Annotated in this window: 20 protein-coding genes and 1 tRNA gene; 6 read left to right on the top strand and 15 right to left on the bottom strand. The window is 66.9% G+C overall.

All coding sequences use genetic code 11. From position 1 onward, the window contains the following. Window position 1: 1 nt before the first annotated feature. Window positions 2-1150, bottom strand: coding sequence for an epoxide hydrolase family protein (locus ACWDV4_RS22845; protein WP_449982020.1), 1149 nt, complete (start codon window positions 1148-1150; stop codon window positions 2-4). 63 nt (window positions 1151-1213) lie between these two features. On the opposite strand from ACWDV4_RS22845, the gene ACWDV4_RS22840 reads away from it, so the two are divergent. Then, window positions 1214-2176, top strand: coding sequence for a helix-turn-helix transcriptional regulator (locus ACWDV4_RS22840; RefSeq protein ID WP_449982018.1), 963 nt, complete (start codon window positions 1214-1216; stop codon window positions 2174-2176). Between the two features lie 45 nt (window positions 2177-2221). Here the strand turns inward: ACWDV4_RS22840 and ACWDV4_RS22835 are convergent, their stop codons facing one another. The 3 genes from ACWDV4_RS22835 to ACWDV4_RS22825 form a co-directional block, all read right to left on the bottom strand. Continuing rightward, on the bottom strand, window positions 2222-2656 hold the full coding sequence (locus ACWDV4_RS22835; RefSeq protein WP_449982016.1) for an MmcQ/YjbR family DNA-binding protein: 435 nt from the start codon (window positions 2654-2656) through the stop codon (window positions 2222-2224). A 119-nt stretch (window positions 2657-2775) separates the two neighbouring features. Further along, on the bottom strand, window positions 2776-3714 hold the full coding sequence (locus ACWDV4_RS22830) for an MBL fold metallo-hydrolase (protein WP_449982014.1): 939 nt from the start codon (window positions 3712-3714) through the stop codon (window positions 2776-2778). 26 nt (window positions 3715-3740) lie between these two features. After that, window positions 3741-4139 (bottom strand): hypothetical protein, encoded by a 399-nt coding sequence (locus tag ACWDV4_RS22825; RefSeq protein ID WP_449982012.1) that lies wholly within the window; start codon window positions 4137-4139, stop codon window positions 3741-3743. Window positions 4140-4240: 101 nt separating this feature from the next. Here ACWDV4_RS22825 and ACWDV4_RS22820 point away from each other — a divergent pair, with 101 nt between their 5' ends. Next, complete coding sequence (locus ACWDV4_RS22820; protein WP_449982010.1) at window positions 4241-5122, top strand: LysR family transcriptional regulator; 882 nt, start codon at window positions 4241-4243, stop codon at window positions 5120-5122. Between the two features lie 199 nt (window positions 5123-5321). Here ACWDV4_RS22820 and ACWDV4_RS22815 read toward each other — a convergent pair whose 3' ends face one another. Next, window positions 5322-5882, bottom strand: coding sequence for a TetR/AcrR family transcriptional regulator (locus ACWDV4_RS22815; protein ID WP_449982008.1), 561 nt, complete (start codon window positions 5880-5882; stop codon window positions 5322-5324). A gap of 106 nt (window positions 5883-5988) precedes the next feature. Here ACWDV4_RS22815 and ACWDV4_RS22810 point away from each other — a divergent pair, with 106 nt between their 5' ends. Continuing rightward, window positions 5989-6405 carry a nuclear transport factor 2 family protein gene (locus tag ACWDV4_RS22810; protein ID WP_449982006.1) on the top strand — a complete coding sequence of 139 codons (417 nt, stop codon included), beginning with the start codon at window positions 5989-5991 and terminating at the stop codon, window positions 6403-6405. Beyond that, complete coding sequence (locus ACWDV4_RS22805; protein WP_449982004.1) at window positions 6402-7259, top strand: ergot alkaloid biosynthesis protein; 858 nt, start codon at window positions 6402-6404, stop codon at window positions 7257-7259. Before ACWDV4_RS22810 ends, ACWDV4_RS22805 begins: the two co-directional genes overlap by 4 nt. Window positions 7260-7391: 132 nt before the next feature. Here ACWDV4_RS22805 and ACWDV4_RS22800 read toward each other — a convergent pair whose 3' ends face one another. The 4 genes from ACWDV4_RS22800 to ACWDV4_RS22785 all read right to left on the bottom strand — a co-directional run bounded on the left by ACWDV4_RS22800 (window position 7392) and on the right by ACWDV4_RS22785 (window position 11759). After that, on the bottom strand, window positions 7392-8048 hold the full coding sequence (locus ACWDV4_RS22800; protein WP_449982002.1) for an NADPH-dependent F420 reductase: 657 nt from the start codon (window positions 8046-8048) through the stop codon (window positions 7392-7394). A 253-nt stretch (window positions 8049-8301) separates the two neighbouring features. After that, window positions 8302-8694 (bottom strand): ester cyclase, encoded by a 393-nt coding sequence (locus ACWDV4_RS22795; protein WP_449982000.1) that lies wholly within the window; start codon window positions 8692-8694, stop codon window positions 8302-8304. A gap of 190 nt (window positions 8695-8884) precedes the next feature. After that, window positions 8885-9571 (bottom strand): SDR family NAD(P)-dependent oxidoreductase, encoded by a 687-nt coding sequence (locus tag ACWDV4_RS22790; RefSeq protein ID WP_449981998.1) that lies wholly within the window; start codon window positions 9569-9571, stop codon window positions 8885-8887. Between the two features lie 703 nt (window positions 9572-10274). Beyond that, on the bottom strand, window positions 10275-11759 hold the full coding sequence (locus ACWDV4_RS22785) for an aldehyde dehydrogenase family protein (RefSeq protein ID WP_449981996.1): 1485 nt from the start codon (window positions 11757-11759) through the stop codon (window positions 10275-10277). Between the two features lie 99 nt (window positions 11760-11858). Here ACWDV4_RS22785 and ACWDV4_RS22780 point away from each other — a divergent pair, with 99 nt between their 5' ends. Beyond that, complete coding sequence (locus ACWDV4_RS22780; RefSeq protein ID WP_449981995.1) at window positions 11859-12431, top strand: TetR family transcriptional regulator; 573 nt, start codon at window positions 11859-11861, stop codon at window positions 12429-12431. A gap of 450 nt (window positions 12432-12881) precedes the next feature. Then, window positions 12882-12954 (top strand) — tRNA-Arg (locus ACWDV4_RS22775). A 252-nt stretch (window positions 12955-13206) separates the two neighbouring features. On the opposite strand, the gene ACWDV4_RS22770 is transcribed toward ACWDV4_RS22775, so the two are convergent. From ACWDV4_RS22770 to ACWDV4_RS22745, 6 genes are read right to left on the bottom strand one after another with little or no spacing between them, the layout of a single operon-like run. Further along, window positions 13207-13920: a hypothetical protein gene (locus ACWDV4_RS22770; RefSeq protein WP_449981993.1), complete on the bottom strand. Its 714-nt coding sequence runs from the start codon at window positions 13918-13920 to the stop codon at window positions 13207-13209. A 58-nt stretch (window positions 13921-13978) separates the two neighbouring features. Next, window positions 13979-15376, bottom strand: a complete 1398-nt coding sequence (locus ACWDV4_RS22765; protein ID WP_449981991.1) for a tyrosine-type recombinase/integrase — start codon at window positions 15374-15376, stop codon at window positions 13979-13981. Then, a complete protein-coding gene (locus tag ACWDV4_RS22760) occupies window positions 15373-15558 on the bottom strand; it encodes a helix-turn-helix transcriptional regulator (RefSeq protein WP_449981989.1) in 186 nt (61 codons plus the stop codon). Before ACWDV4_RS22760 ends, ACWDV4_RS22765 begins: the two co-directional genes overlap by 4 nt. Before the next feature lie 23 nt (window positions 15559-15581). Continuing rightward, entirely contained in the window at window positions 15582-17372 is a 1791-nt protein-coding gene (locus ACWDV4_RS22755) for a replication initiator (protein ID WP_449981987.1), read from the bottom strand. Further along, entirely contained in the window at window positions 17369-18040 is a 672-nt protein-coding gene (locus ACWDV4_RS22750; RefSeq protein ID WP_449981985.1) for a DUF2637 domain-containing protein, read from the bottom strand. Before ACWDV4_RS22750 ends, ACWDV4_RS22755 begins: the two co-directional genes overlap by 4 nt. Then, entirely contained in the window at window positions 18037-19467 is a 1431-nt protein-coding gene (locus tag ACWDV4_RS22745) for an FtsK/SpoIIIE domain-containing protein (RefSeq protein ID WP_449981983.1), read from the bottom strand. Before ACWDV4_RS22745 ends, ACWDV4_RS22750 begins: the two co-directional genes overlap by 4 nt. Between the last annotated feature and the right edge of the window lie 193 nt (window positions 19468-19660).

Genomic DNA, 19660 nt, shown 5'->3' with positions numbered 1-19660 from the left:
GTCAGCGCACCTTCCGGAAGAACTCGCGCACGTCGTTGACCAGCAGGTCCGGGGCCTCCATCGCGAGGAAGTGGCCACCCCGGTCGAGCTCCGTCCAATGCACGACGTTGTGGTCTCGCTCGGCCCAGCGGCGGATGGTCACATCGTGGGCGGAGACCAGCACGCCGGTCGGCACCGTCCCACGCTGACTTGCCGCCCAGTCGCTAGCGGTGATCTCCTCGTAGTAGATCTGCGCCGCCGATCCGGCCGTGCCGGTCAGCCAGTACAGCGAGACGTCGGTCAGGATGCGATCACGGTCGATGCTGTCCTCGGGCAGCCCGTCCGCTGGGTCGGTCAGCTCCTTGAACTTCTCCACGATCCAGGCAAGCTGACCGACCGGCGAATCGTGCAGGGCGTACGCCACTGTCTGCGGCCGCTTGGAATTGCACTGTAGGTAGCCGTCGTTGAAGTTCTGCATTGCCTGCCAGCGCTGCTGTTCGGTCTCGGTAAGACCATCCATCTCGCCCTCAGTACCGACCGGGAAGGTGATCATGGCGTTGACGTGGATACCGACGACCTGGTCCGGGTTCTGCTTGCCCATCTCGGGGGCGACCCACGAGCCCGTGTCATAGCCCTGGACGCCGTACCGCTCGTATCCGAGCCGGGACATCAGCTGCGCGAGGACTTCAGCCATCCTGGCTGAGCCCATGCCCGGCCCGGCCAGGGGTGTGGAGAACCCGAACCCCGGCAGGGACGGAATGACCAGGTGGAAGGCATCGGCGGGGTCCCCGCCGTGGGCGCTCGGCTCCGACAGCGGCCCGATAACGTCGAGAAAGTCCACCATCCCACCTGGCCAGCCGTGCAGCAGCAGCAACGGCGTGGCATCCGGCTGGGGGGAGCGTACGTGCAGGAAGTGGACGTTCTGCCCGTCGATGGTCGCGACATACTGCGGGTACGCATTGAGTGCCGCCTCGTGCCCCCGCCAGTCGTAGGTGGTGCCCCAATATTCGGCGAGGCCCTTCAAATACTCAAGCGGCACGCCCCGGCTCCAGCCCACGCCCGGCAGCTCCTCCGGCCACCGCGCATTGGCCAGCCGCGCTTTCAGTTCGTCCAGCTGCGCCTGCGGAATATCAATGTGGAAGGGACGGATGTCCTGGGTGGTGGTTGTCATGGGTACGACGCTAGAAAACCCTTAGGACTACTGAAGTCCTAAGGAACTGGCAACCTCTTACTCATGCGTGACACGTCCGCTCGGCTGCTCAAACTGCTGGCGCTGCTGCAGACGCATCGCGACTGGTCCGGCACGGAACTCGCCGACCGGTTAGGCGTCACCACCCGCACGGTCCGCCGCGACGTGGAGCGGCTACGCGAACTCGGCTACCCCGTACACGCGGTTCAGGGCACTGCCGGCTACCAGCTCGGCGCGGGCGCGTCGCTGCCCCCGCTGCTGCTGGACGACGACGAGGCTGTCGCGGTGGCGGTGGGGCTGCGGACGGCGGCCGGCGGTTCGGTCACCGGAATCGAGGAGACCTCGCTGCGGGCACTCACCAAGCTCGAACAGGTACTGCCGTCACGGCTGCGACACCGGGTGAACACATTGCAGCAGGCAACCGTACGGGTCGGCGGCACCGTCGGGCCGCAGGTCAACCCGGACAGCCTGATGGCGATAGCCGATGCCTGCCGCCGACACGAGCGACTACGCTTCGACTACACCAGCCCACGTACGGGCGACACGATTCGCTCGGTCGAACCGCACAGCCTGGTCAGTTTCGGCCGACACTGGTACCTGGTCGCCTGGGATACCGACCGCGACGACTGGCGAACCTTCCGGGTAGACCGGATGACGCCGCGTACGCCGACCGGCCCCCGGTTTGCGCCCCGCCAACCTCCCGACGGTGACGTGGCGACGTATCTTTCGCACCAGCTGTCGTCACGGACCTGGCTCTACCAGGCGACAGTCTCGCTGCACGAGTCCGCTGAGGCGGTCAACGAGCGGATCTGGCCCGGCATGGGCGTCGTCGAGACCGTTGACGACCGGAGCTGTTTGCTGCACGTCGGCGCCGACACCCCGCAGGGACTGGTCTGGATGATCACCTCGATCGACGCCGACTTCACCCTGATCGACGGTCCGGCGGAACTCGCCGCCGCGCTCCGCGTACAGGCTGCCCGATGTCTGCACGCTGTCGAAGCGACGTAGAAGCAGCCCTCGCGCCGCAGGCCGCCAGGCCCGCGCCGCGTCGGCCTACCGATCGGCTGTACGCGACTGCGGGTTCGGCAGCTTGGCGCTGTCGTCGAGGTCGGCGCTGTCGGCGCTGTCGTCGAGGTCGATGGCGAGTGTGTCCGGAGCGCGCATCCGCCACGCGTCGGTGACAAGCTCGGTCAGGCGATCGAAGCTCACCTGTGCGAGCCGCAGCATGACCAGGGGCACCCCGTCGTAGGCGGGCGTCGTGAAGAAGATCTCCGGCTCGCCGAGCAGCAGCGCCTGCTTCTCCGCCTCGTCGCCGACGTACAGCACCGCGATGTCGGTCCGAATGACACGCGGCCCGCCCGGTACCCGCTCGGGATAGGACCAGACGAAGCCTTTGTTCCCGACCCGGAAGTCGAAGCCGTCGCTCTCGACCTCGGCCACGTGCGGCAGTGCGAGTGCCAGGTGGCGGACATCGTCGGCGTCAGCCATCGACTTCACTCTCGGATACCAAATCTTGCATCGGCACAGGCTAGCCGCCGCGCCAGCGACGGTCGGCGCGGGAGCCGAGTGACGCAGCCGCATCGTGTCGGGGGCTGACGATTTCGCGATCAGGACTGGTTCGGATGCGTGGCGGACGCGGAGATCCACTGCGGGATCGGATCGTAGGCGGGCACGTCGTGGGCCGGCACCACATGCATCTGGTCCGCCAGGGCAATGATGCGCTGGAGACCCTCCCGCACCTGCGCCGGATTGACGTCTGCCAGCATCCGCAGCATCTTCGGGCGCTCCGCCCGGAGCGTCACCCCCTCCATCTGCCACGTCAGGTCGCCGATGAAGGCGTACCGGCGGCCATCGGGAAGGTTGACGAAGACCACGACCGAGCCATCCGTGTGGCCCCCCGCCTCCACGATGACCACCGAACCGTCGCCGTGGACGTCGTGGCTGCTGGGGAAGCCGAGGTACGGCGGTCCGTCGAAGGTGTAGTGGTGGATCTGGTGATGGCTTGCCACGTCTCGGAACACAGCGGCGTCCGTGGCGCGGTCGACGTATCGGCCTTCCGCCGGGTTCAGCCAGATCGGGGCGTCAAGTTCGTCCAGGCCACTGACGTGGTCCCAGTGGGCGTGCGTGATGACGACGCCCTTCAGCCGGGCCATGTCATAGTCCTTCGCCCGCAGCTGGTCTCGAACCGTGGAGCCGAGTTCGTGCGGGCTGCGCCGGTACGCCGGCAGGGTCGCGATGTGCGCGTCGACGTTCGCGCCGAATCCGGCATCGATCAGCAGGTCGCCGGCCGGATGCTGGACGAGTACGGCGGTGGCGGCGAACTTGCGCCGTTCGCTGAACGCTCCTCCGCGGTACGCCAGGAACGCCCGATTCTCGTACGTTCCGGTCGGAAGTTGGTAGATCGCCATCTCGGCCGGGGGTGACGCGTCCGGCAGCGGCCCTGTCCACGGCGCCGGCGCCGGAAGGGGCGCAGGCCGAAACGACCGGATGGCGATGAGCGAGGCGGCGATACCCACGAGCGCGACGCCGGTCCAAACGTAGATCATGATCTTTCGTGCCTTTCCGACAGTGCTTACGGGGCGGCGGTTTCGGAACTATCCGGGTACAGGAAGAAGTGGCGGATCTCCTCGGCCGCCACGGATGTGCGCGCCTGGCCCACATACAGCGACAGGAGAACGGTGAGGACCTCGAGGGCCGGCTGGTCGAGCCCGACCCGGACCGCTCGCTCCAGGTGTGTGGTGAGCCGATCGCCTCGCACGCCCTCACAGATCAGCGCGGTGAGGATCGCGACACTGCGGCTCCGGTCGTCGAGCGACGGGTCGTGCCAGGCCGGGCCACCGGCCGCGAGGATGGCCTCCGCGGCGAACTGGCTACCCACCCGGTCAGAGAACAGGCCCGGCAGCTCTCCGGGGGTGACGCCAAAGGTCTCGGCGTAGACCGCGATGCCGCGTTCCGTCCGTTCGTTCAACATGTCTTTCTTCGTGTGGATCACTCTTTGATTGGACCCCCGGTCGCGCGTCGTGGTCCAACACCTGATCGAGAAGAGCAATACCCTCAGGGTATGGTCGCGGGATGGTGGATATGCGCTCTCTGGGCTACTTCGTTGCGGTGGCGGAGGAGCGCAACGTGGGCCGGGCGGCGGCCCGGCTGCACATCTCGCAGCCGCCCTTGAGCAGGGCGATTCAGCAGCTCGAAATCGAACTCGGCGTCGAGTTGTTCACGCGTTCGGTGCACGGGATGGCCTTGACACAGGCCGGCCACGCGCTGCTGCCTGAGGCTCGCGAGCTGCTCGCCCGGATCGAGTCCCTGCCGTCGCTGGTGACGCCGGCCGCCGAGGTGCGCACCATCACCATCGGGACGCTGGCTGACAGCGTGGACCGCGCCGGCAGCGCACTGATCGACGTGTTCCGCTCCCGATACCCGGGCGTCGAGATCCGCATTGTCGAAGGCGACCTCACCGACCCCACCGTGGGTGTCGACCGCGGCCTGGCCGACGTCGCCCTCACCCGTGGCCCGTTCAAAGCCGCCGCAGTCGCGGTCGCCGAAATCCGCCGGGACCCGGTCGGGGTTGTGATGCGTGAGACGGATCCGCTCGCGTCTCGGGAGCGGTTGCAGCTGGACGACCTGCGGAACCGTCGCTGGTTCCGCGTCCCGGACACTGCCGATCCACTGTGGGCGGGCTACTGGGCCGGTGGTCGCGAGCCTGCGGACGGGGCCGACACCGTTGTGCGGACCGTACGCGAGTGCATACAGGCCGTTCTGTGGTCGGACTCGATCGGGCTCGCCCCGCTGACCATCAACCGCGTGCCCGGCATCGTCGTCGTCCCGGTCGACGGAGTCGCGCCGAGTCCGCTCGTCGTCGCGTGGCGCCGTCGCGACCGGAGGTCACTCGTGCACGGCTTTGTCGACATCGCCACGGCCACCGCACGCCAGGCTCACAAGGGCCGCGACTGATTCCGTACGTCATCGAAGTTCGAAGTTGGCCATCACAGCTCTGCCCTTGAACGGAGCCACGGGACAGCACCTGGAACGGCTACAGCCAGATGCGCACCGCGAGGAACATCGATGGAATGCGGTACGTGTGGGGATCGCTGGGATGGACCGACAGCGGCGGCCTTGGTGCGCGGTCAGTTCGTGGCGGAGTGGGGGGCGGTCAGCTCGTGGCGGAGTGGGGGGCGGCGAGCACCGACCAGGCTAGTGCGGTCAGCCCCGCTTCCCAGCGCTCGTCGGGCCAGTCGCGTAGGTGCTCCACGAGGTCGCTCCGGACGGCGGCGAGCAGGGCGTGGGCGAGGTAGTCCGCCGATTCCGGGCCCCGGGCTTCGGATACCAGGGAGGCCAGGAGGGCATGCCAGTCCTCGTACGACTCGGCGCGGTAAGGGCTGCCGTTGCCCGCGTTTTCCAGGGCCAGGGTGAGCACCCGGTTGTCCCGCTTGAATCGGACCAGCCCGTGGAGCAGTGCCACGGCCCGTTCGACGGGCGAATCGCCCGGCCGGTCCGTCGCGATTGCCGCCCGCAGTTGCTCGCCGCGTTTGTCGTAGAGGGCGCGGACCAGTCTCGCCCGGTCTCCGAAGTGGCGAAACAGTGTGCCCTTGCCCACTCCGGCGGCGTTGGCGACGTCGTCCATGGAGATCTGGTCGGGGTCGGTCGCGGCCTCGAACAGTCGCTCGGCCGCGGCCAGCAGCGCGTCCCGATTACGTGCCGCGTCGGCTCGCACATCCACCTCCCCTACAACCGGACCGACGGTCCGCTATGGTGGAAGCGGACCGGCCGTCCGCAATGGTAGATCAGCGCGGAACGGCCACCGACCAGGAAGGGATGACATGCCGAACCCTGCCACCGACCTGTTCCACCAGGCCATAGACCTTTTGATCGCCAAGGACATGACGGGATTCCTCGCACTGTTCGCCGATGACGGCGTGATGGAGTTTCCGTTTGCGTCGGACGGGCAGCCGAGCCGGGTGGCTGGCCGAGCCGCGCTGCACGATTACCTGATCGACTACCCCCAGACCCTCGACATTCGCGAGATCTTCGATGTCAACTTGCACGAGACCGCGGATCCGGCGGTAATCGTCACCGAGTTCACCGCCTCTGGTGTTGTCGTCGCCACCGGCCGGTCGTACCAACTGCGGTACATCGCCGTCCTGACCATCCGCGACGGGCGGATCGTGCACTACCGCGACTACTGGAACCCGCTGGCCGTGCGGGAGCTGTTCAGCGAAGGGCTGGTGCCCGCATGATCCTCCTCATCGGAGGTACCGGAACGACCGGCCGGCTCGTCGCCGCGAAACTTGCCGCCACCGCCCACCCGGCCCGCGTCGCCAGCCGCCGGGCAGCCGCCGGAGACGTCCGTTTCGACTGGTACGACCGGAGCACCCACGCCCCCGCGCTGGACAGCACGACGGCGCTGTACCTGATCCCGCCCGTCGGTGAGGCTGACCCAGCACCGATCATGCTGCCCTTCCTGGACCTGGCCCAGCGAGCAGGAGTACGACGGGCAGTCCTGCTCAGCGCCTCGGCGATCGAAGCCGGCACTACCGGGCTGGGAAAGGTGCAAGCCCTGCTCGGCGAGATGATCCCCGAGTGGGCGGTGCTGCGACCGTCCTGGTTCATGGAGAACTTTGTGGGTGACCACCCGCACGCGAAAAGTGCCCTGGAACGTGGCGAAATCGTCAGTGCGACCGGCGACGCCCGCGTCGGGTTCGTCGATCCGGGCGACATCGCCGAGGTGGCGGTCCACGCCCTCGTGGACCCGACGCCCCACAACACCGAGCACGTCATCACCGGCCCCGAGCCGCTGAGCTATGCCGACATCGCGGCCACCCTCACCGAAATCGGCGGATGGCCGGTCCGACACCGTGCCATCGACGAGGATGCGCTCGCGGCGTACCACGAGGGGCATGGCCTTCTGCCCGACTACGCCCGCTTCCTCGCCGGCCTGGACACGGCGGTCGCCAACGGCGCGGAGGACCGGATCACTACCACCGTGGCGGACGTGACCGGACGCCAGCCCCGGTCATTCCGGGACTTCTGTCGCAGCCGGCTGTCCGGCGGGCTCCCGACCCCGGAGGGCCTGTCGTCACTGCGGGCCTGACCCCGAAGTTCATCCGTTCCCGCATCGTTCGGCAATGCGGGAACGGATGAACGCGCTGGCCGACCGGTGACCTGTTCGGCGGCACCGGCCATCTCAGCGGAGCTGCTTGACGCGCCGCAAGGCTGCGCAGCATCACCTCACAGTTACAGGCCTCGCTCGTTTCAGATTGAGGACCAACTCCTCGCGGCTCTGCCCGGGCACGGAACGGTTCCACGCGGGTGTACCGGGACCGGAGCGCCACGACTCACTGAGCGGACTGTTGTCCACGGTGTCGAATCCGAACTGGTCGTACAAACGCCTGACAAGGGCAACAGCTTCGGGGAAATTACTAGAGACTGATAGTGCCAGCCGGTCGGGGGCCCCGGCAGGTCGACCAGAGGTGAGAAGTCGGGGAGCCTGGATGTGGGTGAATGCTTTGGCAATCTTCGAAGTGGGGAGCTGTTCTTGGCGCAGCTCGTGGACTGTCTTTTCGCCCGAGTCGATTACCGGAATGTTCCCGTCGCGCCAGACCATGTAGTTGTTCGTATCCAGCACTACCTTGTTCGCAAGCTCCTCGACTGGCATGTTGTTGACGACTTTGAGGGGCACCGCGATAATGGCGAAATCGCCGGCCGCTGCGGCGTCCCTAGCATACGCCGCGCGCGCTGACGGGCCCAACTCGGCAATGAGGCTTTCCAGCGTCCTGGGCCCCCGCGAGTTGGCGATGACGACGGAGTATCCGACCGAAATTGCCGCACGCGCAATCTGACTGCCGACCTCGCCTGCGCCGATGATGCCAATGGTTGTCATAGGGGTTCCACCTCAAGGATTGTGGGACGTTTGTCAGTCGAGTTTCTTTACCGCACTTACTGGCTCAAGCGCAGCATGCGGCGGTGGGTCAGCAAGCGCCGCTCGCACCCGACCGGATCACAGCAGGATCTTCCGTCCAGCCTTGCTGCTACTCAGCCGCGCCGCGTCCGCTCGACGCGTATCGAGTCGAGCGGACGCGGCAGAGATCCCGGTGCGCCGACTAGGTGCCCCGGGAGGCCGACCCTCGACCTCATCAAGCGGTCAGTTGCCGATGCATCTCGGCCGAGTCGTGCAGAGCCGTCATTTGCACGAATCGACCATCCTTGACCTGGTAGATGGCGTATTCGACAATCTCGAATGAGGCACCGGAAGGGGGCACACCGAGCCACTCCTTCACCGGAGTGCCGGTGTTGATCGCGCGCACAGCGATCCGGTCACGATCGAATAGCAGCTCCTTGACCTCCCAGCGAAGGTTCGGAACGGCATCGACGTCGTGCTTCTGAACCGCGAGGACGTCGTCTCGGGTGCCCGGCTCGCCGTTCAGCATGACCTGGTCATTGATGAACTCGTCCATTCCGTCGAACTCATGGGCGTTGAGCGCCGCGACGTAGCGTAGGTACCAACTGCGCAGATCGTTCTCAGACATGAAGGTTTTCCTCCCAGGTAACAGACCCATACGGGGTCGGTCGAATCTTGTTTTCATGCGACACACGCCAGAATTCGAGCGTTTGCGCATTGATGGACACGGCGGGGTTGCCCTTACCGTGACTCGTGCGAGCCCCTGCAGAACGAGAGCTTTGAGACCCAGCAGTGGGCGATTGGTGGCCCCTGCGCGCCTACCAGTTCAGGTCCCCGAGATCGTCTTGAAATGTCCCGGTCGGGCCGTCCGTGGCGAGCGTCGCCAAGCGCACGACCATCCTGGCGCTTTCCGCCGGCGGCCTTCCGCCGCCAAGCCCGGCGGTCAGGTCGGTGGCGGTGAAACCGGGCTCGATTGCGTTGAACTTGATTCCCGGCTGCGACTTGGCGTACTGGATAGTGATCATGGTGGCGGCCGATTTGGACGCCGAGTAGAGCGGGAACGGCAGATTGAACTCCGGCCGGTCGGGGTTGTTCACCGCCCAGAAGGATCCAGCACTGCTTGAAACCGTGACCACCGTGGGATTAGCGGATCTACGCAACAAAGGCAGTGCCGCCTCCGTTACTCGGACGATCCCGACCACGTTGGTGTCGAACACCCGCAGGGCAGTTGGTCCATCGATCACTCCGTTCTCGGAGATTCCCGCGTTGTGGACCAGAACGTCGAGTCGCCCCTCATCCGAATCAATAGTTGCCAGCGCCTTGTTCACTGACGCGTCGTCGGTCACGTCAAGCTGCAGGAATCGCGCTCCCAGTACCGCCGCAGCCTCCTCGCCCCGCTGGACGTCACGTGCTCCGATGTAGACGGTGTGACCCAGCTCGAGGAGCTGTTCGGCGGTCGCAAAACCAATGCCCTTGTTTGCGCCGGTGATCAACGTGACGGCCATACGTGTCCTCTCGGGTTGCGGCTCAGGCGAGCCGCCTTTCTGGCCAGGAACGGCCACAGGCTTGGGTTCGGTGCGAGCGACCAGCTGTCAGGCCTTGCAGCGGGGAAGTCCCGCCGCAAGCGGGTCACCCCACGCCCGATTTTTGTACTGATCGGTTCGGTTCGAGGAATACCGTAGCACATTCTGTACCGATCAGTTGGCGACCTGGGTCACTCCCGTACCGAGCGATCAAGCTGGCCGCACGTGCAGTAACAGGCCGATCACCGGGAGGCTGCGGGCCTTCGACGAACAGCCGGTCCTCGACCGGGCCGCCGAGGTCAGCTGGCGGGCTCTTCTGGCGACACGGTTACGAAGGTGCGTCGCCGAGTTCCTCACCAGCGCGATGGGCATGAGCCGGCCGAGTGATGGCGCTCAGCGGGAGCTACGCCGCGCCCTGCTGCGATCGGCGGCGGCGACCCAACCGGCGGCGACCCGGCCGGCGGGGTCGAAGAACCAGTCGGTGATGCCCCTGGTGGTGCGGAGAAACCGGGACACCGTGTCGGGTACGAGGACCAGGCGGCGGACCAGTGCCGGGCCACCGACTCGTAATGCGTAGATCGATGGTTCGATTCCGTCAGCAGCTCGGAACGGAAGCCCAGGTCACCGACCTGGGCTTCCGCCGTTTTCTGAGTTTGATCACGCTGCTGTCCGTGACACCGGTCGATCAGTAGCGCACTATCACAGACTTAACTTCGGTGTAGGCGTCGAGCACCTGCGTGCCGTGCTCGCGGCCGATGCCGGACTGCTTGAACCCGCCGAACGGCATGGCGCCCGCGGTCACCTCGTTGGCGGTGTTGATCCAGACGGTTCCCGCGTCGAGCAGCCGGGCGGCGCGGTGCGCGGTCTCCAGGTTGCGGGTGAACACCGTCGCCGACAGACCGTACACGGTGTCATTGCCGGCCCTGATCGCCTCGTCGAAGTCGGCGAACTCCATGAGCGACGCGACCGGCCCGAAGATCTCCTCGCGGGAGGTCAGCGCGTCGTTGGTGGTGTTCTCGATCAGCGTCGGTGCCAGGTAGAGGCCCGAGTCGGTAGTGCCTACCGACGAGACCGTCGCGCCGTGCTGGCGGGCGGCGTCGAGGTAGCCCTTCACACGGTCGTAATGCGGCCTGCTCACGAGCGGACCCATCTGGCTGGCGGGGTCGAACGGATCCCCGAGGGTGAAGGAGCGCATCTCCTCGAGCAGCAACGCGCGGAACTCGTCCTTTACCGAGGAGTGCACAAAGATGCGGCTGCCGGCCACGCAGCCCTGACCCGATCCCAGGCAGAAGCCGAGCGCGGCGGCCCGCGCTGCCTGCGACAGGTCGGCGTCGGCGAAGACGATCACCGGGCCCTTGCCGCCGAGCTCGAGCGTGACGTGCTTGAAGTCCGCGCTCGCGACCTCCGCGATGTGCCGGCCGACGGGGGTCGAGCCGGTGAAGGTGATCTTGTTGACACCAGGGTGCCGGACGAGGGCCTCGCCGGTTCCCGCGCCGTCGCCGGTGACGAGGTTGAACACGCCGCGGGGCAGGTCGGTCTCGGCGAGCAGCTCGGCGAAGCGCACGGCCGACAGGGACGACCAGTCGGCGGGCTTGTGCACCACGGTGTTGCCCGTGGCCAGTGCCGGGGCGATCTTCCAGGAGGGCTGCAGGGAGGGACCGTTCCACGCGGTGATCGCGGCGACGACGCCGAGCGGCTGGCGCAGCACGTAGTTGAACGAGGAGGGATCGGAGGGCGCGACCTGCCCGTAGAGCTTCGTGGGCCATCCCGCGTAGTGGCGGAACACCTCGACGGCGAGGCCGATCTCCAAGCGGGTCAGCCAGAACGGGCCGCCCATGTCCCGCGAGTTCAGCGTGGCGAGCTCGTCGGTGTGGGCTTCGAGCACGTCGGCGATCTGCAGCAGGATCCGGCTGCGCTGGTACGGGGCCATCTCCGACCACGATGGGTCCTCGAACGCGCGGCGCGCGGCGCGCACCGCACGGTCGACGTCGTCGGCCGATCCCTTCGCGATGGTGGTGAGGACCTCGCCGGTGGCTGGATCGATCGACTCGAACGTCTCGCCGGTGCTGGCGGCAACCCACTCGCCGTCGATGAACAGCTTCAGTGGGCCACGCTCGAGCAGCTCGGGAACCGGGCGGACGATGGTGGGGTCTAGCTGGATGTCGGACACAGTCACTCCAAAAAACCAACTCGTTTGTTAACTGGTTGGTTGCAACCGTAGGCCCGATCGATGCAGGCGTCAAACGAACTTGTTAGTACAGTTGGGGGCATGGGAAGAGCGGATGAGTCGAAGCGCAGGCTTCTCGAGGCGGCGACGGCGGAGTTCGCCGAACATGGCGTCGCGGGGGCGCGGGTGGACCGCATCGTCGAGGCCGCCCAGGTCAACAAGGCCCAGATGTACGCTTGGTACACGAGCAAGGACAAGCTGTTCGACACGGTGCTCGACCTGCACGTGCTCGAGATCGTCAACGCCGTGCCGCTCGACGCGGACGACCTGCCGGGATACGCCGCACGCCTCTACGACGCGCACCTCTCTCGCCCGCTGCTCACCCGGCTGGCCGCGTGGGCACGGCTTGAGCGCGTGCCGACCGGTGCCCTGTTCGCGCATCTGGTGGACCACAACGAGGCGAGGCTGGAGTCCGTTCGCGCCGCGCAGGCGAACGGGCGGATCGTGCCGGATGTCGCCCCGGAGGATGTGCTTGCCATGATCACCAACATCGCGCAGGCCTGGTCGGCGATCAGCCTGGAGACCACGGCGACGCCAGATGAAGAACCGGCCGTCCACGAGCGGCGCAAGCGCGCTCTCGCGGAGACGGTCCGCCGCGCGTTGGTCCCGGCTTAGCTAATCCGTGTGTCGCAGATTTGAATCCCGTGCTGGGGCCCAGGGTTGCCGCGCTGATCGAGAGCGGATCGAGCGCAGCCCGTGGCTGATCCGGACGCGGAGCCTCGTGCGGGACTCATGCCCAACGCTGCCCTGTGTCCGTATCGTGGCCTGAGTCAGCGCCCGAGGCCGCGGAGGGTTGCCGCCTCAGCGCCCATTCCCCAGCTGACTCCTCAGCCGGGGAGCCGATGGCATCATGATCTTCGATGATGTGCGCGGTTTGTACTCTCCAGCGGATGCCAACCGGCGCCAACGCGGGTCACCGCGGCCGACCGCCGGTCGCAAACCGGGGTTCGTGTGCTCCGGGTGTGGTCCTGGGCTGGGAGAACGGCGGTACGGGGAACATGGGTGAACCTGGGCCACTCCCTGCCACCCCAGGTGAACCCCCAGGTCGCTAGACTAGGCCCTCGCGCCCTCGTAGCTCAGGGGATAGAGCATCGGTTTCCTAAACCGTGTGTCGCAGGTTCGATTCCTGCCGGGGGCACCTCGAAGATCAGCAAAAACACGGCCTGACCAGCGGATACGCTTCCAAGTCGAGTTGACCTTGTGGGCAGCCGTAGGCCGCCCTCAGCCGCCGTTTGTCGCCAGTCGTGCAAAATACGTGCAATGATCTTGGTCGAGTTTCCGCAGGTCAGACGGCACAAATGCAACGAGGCCGCAGCCTCAGCCACGACCTCGCGCACCCTACCCGTGATCAACTTCCGTCCTCCTCCGCGCTGAGTAGCCCGAGACCACGTCACATGGCAACGGGAAGTGTCTCGATCCAGCAGTCATCGACCTTCGGCGTGAACATCGCCCGAGCTTCCTCCGCGTCGGCCTCAGTCAGGAAGACCCCTACACCGGAGACTTTCTCCCCGCCCCAATCGCTGAAGCGAGCCATCAGAACATAGACAATGCGAGAACGCTCTCGGCGGGACGGTGGGTAGCCATCGGCTCCCAGTGCGTCGAGTAAGTCCTGCACTGAGGCCATGTTCAGGCCCACATCTACTCCATGGAGTGGCCTGGTGTTCCACCGGTCGCCCGGCAGCATGCTGGTATAGAAGCTCGGTTGCATCCGGGGAAGAATTCCCTCGTGCCAACCGACGGCCATGCTGACCACGTAGCCGCTCTGCCGCTGGTCTGGGCTCTGCAGGATGAGGACGTGCAGCCCTTCCCATTTGATGTCGGGTAACGATGCCCTGACCTGCTCAGCTTCGTCCGCGTCGGCACATCTGATCACCAGTCCGGTCCACGACTGCCGTAGTTGAACGGCTTCGATCGGCTTGAAAAGCACGTCGATCGTCGTCTCAGGATCGGTTCGATCGTCGTCGCCGTACGGAGGGTTACTTCGGAGCAGCAGTTGGCTGTGGCTGGCCGAATAGGCCAACAGGTGAAACCTGCGGTCACTACGAAAGAGTTCCTTGCCAGGCGGGAACTCATGGTCCCGGTAGAACCATGCCTGTGAGGCCATAGCGCTAACTTCCGATCAGCGAAGGGGGTCGCAGCACCCGCTACGACCGCCCTGCACTTTATTCGTGATCGTCATCCGCTGAGTGCCGCCCCTCGATGCGCTCGTTCATCCGGCCACGGTCCCCGTCGAGGCACTTCGCGTACACCTTCAACAGCACATCGACCGAGTGACCGGCACGCGCGGCGACGTCGGTTGCCGGAACACCGGAGTTCAGCCAGAGCGACACCGCCGCATGCCGCAGGTCGTACGGACGCCCGGCCAGCGGAGAAGCCACCCGATCCGGGGGCAGGCTCAACGCCCGTGCCTCGTCCCACACCCGGGAGTACGTCGACGACGCCACCACGTTCCCGCGCCCGCTACGAAACAGCCGCCCGTCCGAGCCGACGCCAAACCGGTCGATGTGCTCCCGCAGAATCGCCACCAGCTCCGGCGGGATGGGCACCTCACGCGCTTCCGTCTCGCCCCGGTGCTTCAAGCCCCGGTCATCGTGCACTTCCCCGCTGTCGGTGTACCGCTTCCCGGCCGCCGGACGGGACTTCTCCACCGTCAGCAGACCCCACCCCTGCTCGGGCAGGTGACAGTCACGCTGCCGAAGGCCCAGCGCCTCACTCGGCCGCAACGCCGCGAAGTAGAGACAGGCGAAGAACGCCCGCAACCGCTCCCCCCGACGCCCCTCCTTCCCACGGGTACCGACGTACGTCACGCCCGCCAGTAGCTCCCGCGCTTGCCGAACGTTCACCACCACCCGCCGGTCGACCTCGCCGACCACCTTGCGCCTGGTCGACCGAACCCGCAGCTTGTCCACCGGATTGAAGTCGAGCAGTTCCAACTCGACCGCGTACTGAAGCACGTTGTAGAAGACAGAGCGTCGCCGCCTGGTCGTCGTCGCGGCTGCCGAAAGCCCATCCATCCGCAGCCCCAACGCATCCAGCGCAGGGCGTACCACCGCGGATTCCGCCAGCGCGGGCAACGGCAGCGACGCTTTGCCGAGCCAACGCAGGGCAGCCGCGATATCCGCCGGCCGATCGAGTTGCCGAGCGGCCGGCGGAAACTCGTACTCCCGAAGCGCCCGCCGCAGCAACGCCGGATTAGGCCGGTCGGCCAGGTCCCGGACCAGTACGCCGGTCACGGTAGCCAGCGCGTCCGTCGTGCTCTCCCGCGACTTGGCGGCGGCACCTGGCCACTTCATGTCGATATACCGGAGTACGAAGCCAAGCCAGGTCACCGCCTCTTCCGGCTTGAGCAGCGACTCTGGCAGCCCGGAATCCTGGTCGAACGCCTCACCACGATTCGCCGCCTGCATCAGGTCGGACCGGAAGTTGTCAGCCAGCGCCCGAGTGCTGAACGTCCGCGACTTCGGCTCGATGCCGACAACCCACCGGACCGTGTACGACTTCTTCCTGCCCGCCAGCGCGTTGACCTGAATCCCGCGAATCCGGACCTCGCGCGACCTCACGCCGCCTCCCGGTGCTGTTCCAACCACGCCCGAAGGTCGCGCCGCTCGATACGTAGCTCACCATTGGGGAGCTTGATGCACTCCGGCGCGATGCCCAGCTCACGCCATCGGTAGAAGGTGGGTCGGGACACGCCGTTGAGCACGTCGAGCACCTGCGGAACGGTCAACAGCTCACTTTCCATAAGGGGTGGAGTCCTCCGGATGATCAGGCTGCGGGGGCGAGGGGTGTTGCGGTTGCCGAAACAGCGGCGGATGTTCGTTGTCGGGCGGTGTTGAGGTCTGCGCGCCAGCGGATGCGTGCGGAGACGGCGCGCATGATGCGGTGTTCCAGGGGTGGGACGTCGGGGTCTTCGGGTCGGGCCAACTCGAAGCGGTATCGCTGTGGCCCGTCCGGTTCGGTCACGGCCTGGTCGTGTTCTTCGGTGTCGGCCATGCCGCCGGCGAGGATGGCGCGGACCCAGGCCCGGTTGTCCGCCCTGTGGTCGGCCAGGGTCTTGCCGGACCACTGTCGGGAGACGAGGACCCGTCGGCCGGTGAAGCCGAGTGTGGACCGCTGGTGAACCTTCCCCGTGCAGCGGCCGGGGGTCAGGCCTGCCCTGACCCCATCGGGCTGGACGCCGTAGAGAAGCCAGTTCGCGCAGGTCGGCGAGCAGGGCAGGATCGAGAGTTCGGCGTGGATCCGGTCGAAGTGGGCCTTCTGCGGGTCGGTTCGGGGTTTGGCCTGGTCGGTCAGGTCTTTGGTGACGTACTTGGTGACGTACTTGGTGACGTAGCGGATGGAGCGTTCGGCGTCTTTGGTGCCCTGTTCGATGCCGCGTGCGTCGATCCGTCCAAGTCGGGCGACGTAGGCGGGGCGACTGTCGGGTTCCTCCAGTTCGTCGAGTGCTTCCGCCCAGGTGGGTAGCGGCTGTTTCGTCTTGGGGTCGACGTACGCCTGTTGGTCGACGTCCCACACGGGCGGCTTGTCGACCGGGTACTTCAGCCGGTCGAAGGCGGGCCACCACACCTGGTGATACGTGGCGGTGGCGATCTGCTTCAACAGGCGACGCGGGAGGGTGCCCCGGATGGCGAAGTGAGCGTGCGGGGCCAGTCGGCGTTGCAGCTCGACCGCTCCGGCGTATTGGACGTTCCAGCCGGCCGCACGGCGGACGTTCTGCCACCACCGATCCAGCACCCGGGCGAAGTGGATCGCGTCCAGGGCCGCGCGTCGGTAGTCGTAGCTGGTCGGGTCGACGGGGGTGCCGAGCACGTCATCGTGTTGGCCGTGCCGTTCCCCGCACTCGCACGGGGCGATGTAGGCACCGCGTCGTAGGTGGGAGTGCACCGGCCCGTGTGAGCCGAGGGTGAGCGTGACCAGCATCGACGGCCGGTGAGTCTTGCCAGCCTTCCCGCTGTAGGCCCGGCCCACGGTGCGCGGGTCGACGGGCAGCCGGGGCAGGTCGGGTGAATCCTGCCGCCGTTTCGTGGACCGTTTCCGCCGAGGCCGCTCATCCCGTTCTTTCGGGGTGAGGTGGCCGCGTAGGTTGGTTTCGGCCAGGGCCTCATCCAGCTCGATGATGCCGGCGTCGAGTTCGGCGATCAGCGCGGCGCGCTGGTCGGGGTGCATTGGCTGGTAGTTGAGTGCTTCGCGTTCGAACTCCATGTGCGCCCTAACCCGCACCAGGGCGAGCACATCCTCACCCGGCTCATCGGGACGGATGGCGGGTTCGTCGGCCAGGTGCCAGCCCTCGCGGATCTGCTGGATGCGTAGCCGCCGGTTGCGTTCCGCGCACGGCTTGCACTTCACGGCCAGGGTCGCGCCGCAGGGGACCTCGACGACTTCGGTCACCCCGGTCACGGTGTCGGTACGCCGCAGCGCCAGCGGCCGGACACACACGCCGTTTTCCTCAGCGAGGCGTTTGAGCGCGTCCTTGGCCAGGGGCATACGCATCCGGTCGGCCCGGGATCCCGGCCGAGGTGGTTCCCCGGCCGGGATCGCGATGGTTGGTTCGGTCATGGGGTGGCCTCCGCAGGTGCCGAAGGGTTGAACCGGGTGCCGTTACGCGGGGCGAAGGCGGTCGCGGGGACCGGGACCAGTCCGGGCCGGTCAGGCTCCCGGCGGACTAGATCGAGCGTCACCACCTGGTCGACGGGCAGACTGTCCCGCCCCTCGTGCTCTTCGACCTCGTTGGTGTCCTGCTCGACCTGTACCGGGGGCAGTTCTTCCGTGTCGTTGTCCTCGACTGGGACCAGATCAACCGGGTTCGGTTCCGCGTCGACGGGTGGCGTCGGTTTGACGTTGAGGACGAGTTTCGACAGGCCGAGGAACGCCAGGGCGGGTACGGCGGACAGCAGCCACCCGGACAGGCCAGGCTTGGCTACCGCCAGTTGTGCGGACAGGGACAGGGCCACGGCGGCGACGAGCAGGAACATCGGGTAGCCGACTGGGCCGCCGGTGCGTCGCCGTTTGCGGATGGTGAGCAGTGCGGCAATCGGGATGAGTTCGGAGATGGCGGCGTTGGCCCAGCCGAACCAGTCCCCCGTACCTGGGGGCGAGTGGGTCATGGTCCAGTCGTGGACGTGGGTGAACGACGCCGCGCCCGCGAGTCCGCCGACGATGAGGAGGATGAGGACCAGGACCACGCCCTCGAACCGGTCACCGATGCTGGTCGCGGTGGTCTTCACGCCGCCACCTCCCGCCCGGTGTCGGTGTCGTCCAGTCGCCGATAGTCGCGGCCGAGATCGCGGATATCGGTGTCGGTGAGGTAGGAGAACCGGACCCGCACCGGTTCCCGCACACCGTCCAGCGCGACGTAGCCCACCCCCGGTGAGGTCTCCGGAATCCGGTCACAGATCGCGCCTCGGTTGCGGGCACCGTCGCCGAGGACCATGTCCACCTGTTCCGGCTCGGTCAGCCGCAACGCGATCCGGGTCGGGAACAGGTCCCGGAACGGCAGCACGTCCTTACGCGGGTCCTGCAACGCCGCCACCACATGCACACCCACCGCCCGGCCCTGCGACAACAGCAGTCCAAGAGCCTCCCGGATTCGGTCGCGGACCTTCCGATCAGTCAGATACGCGGTCAGTGCGGCCAGCTCGTCGACGACCAGGACGATCAGCGGCTCATCCACGGTCGGCGTGTGTTGGCGGGTGACCCCGCGCAACTGGGCGGCGCGTTGCCGCATCCGTTTCACGGCCTCTTCCAAGACCCCGGCCATGCTGTCCGGATCGTCGTAGGCAAACCGGGCGAACAACGGCACCCCAGCAGCGAGTTCCATGCCGCCCTTGGGGTCGAACGCCCACAACTCCACCAGGCCCGCCCGGACCCCACCGGCCAGGGCACGGATCAGGGACCAGATCACCGAGCCCTTACCGGAGTTCGTCGCCCCCGCAATCAGCACATGCGACCCGGCCAACCTCAGCCGATACAGGTCCCCGTCTTCCCGCCGGCCGAGGGGCAGGCCATCCAGGTCTGGCACTTCAGGTACTGGCAACGGCTTCACCATCGAGGCCAGGGGGTCGCGGCGGACGAAGTGCAACACCACCCGATCCGGCCGGCTCGTCGACTGCGCCCGGCCCTCACGAAGCCGGAACGCGTAGGCGAGACATTCCGCGGCCTGCCCCCAGTCATCCGGAATCTGACCGGGCAGCATCCGTACCGTCACCCGATCCCCGAACCGGTCACACCGCACCGCGAGGAGTTGGGGCACGTAGCGATCTCCGGCGAACGCCGTTGCCAACCCGCAGGTGGCCATCACTGACGCCCATCCGCGTCGGTAGACCCACAGGCGACGCCACCGGGCCACGATCGGATACCAGCCGAACCGCAGCCATGACACCGGATGCCACCGCCACCACGCGGCACACCCACCGGTCACGGCCAAGGCCACGCCTACGAGCACGGGCCAGCCGAACCGGACCCAGACCCAGCCGGCGGCAAGAGTTGGCAGGGTCAGCCACCAGTAGCGGACGGCCAACACCGACAGGCGGACCAGGCCCCGTAGCAGCCACCAGAAGACCAGCAGCCAGCCCGGAATCCGCCACGCCGGAAGCCGTACGTTCATCGGTGCGACCGGGACCTTCTCCCCCGGAATCACATTGATCAACGGCACGACCAGTCACCACCCCACACGACCCGGGAGCGGCGCGGCCGAGCCAACGTCGCCAGACACGTACGGCAGGCCATCCGCCGCAGATCAAACCGGCGAGGCTTCACCCACTCCTCACAGTGCGGGCAGTAGATCGCCACCACCCGAGCCGAAGCCGGCGACAAACCCACCACGCGACGTAGGACGGCTTCGACCT

Source organism: Micromonospora sp. NPDC003197 (assembly GCF_053590565.1).
The sequence above is the reverse complement of the archived record's forward strand: the minus strand, read 5'-3'. Positions and strand labels throughout refer to the sequence as shown.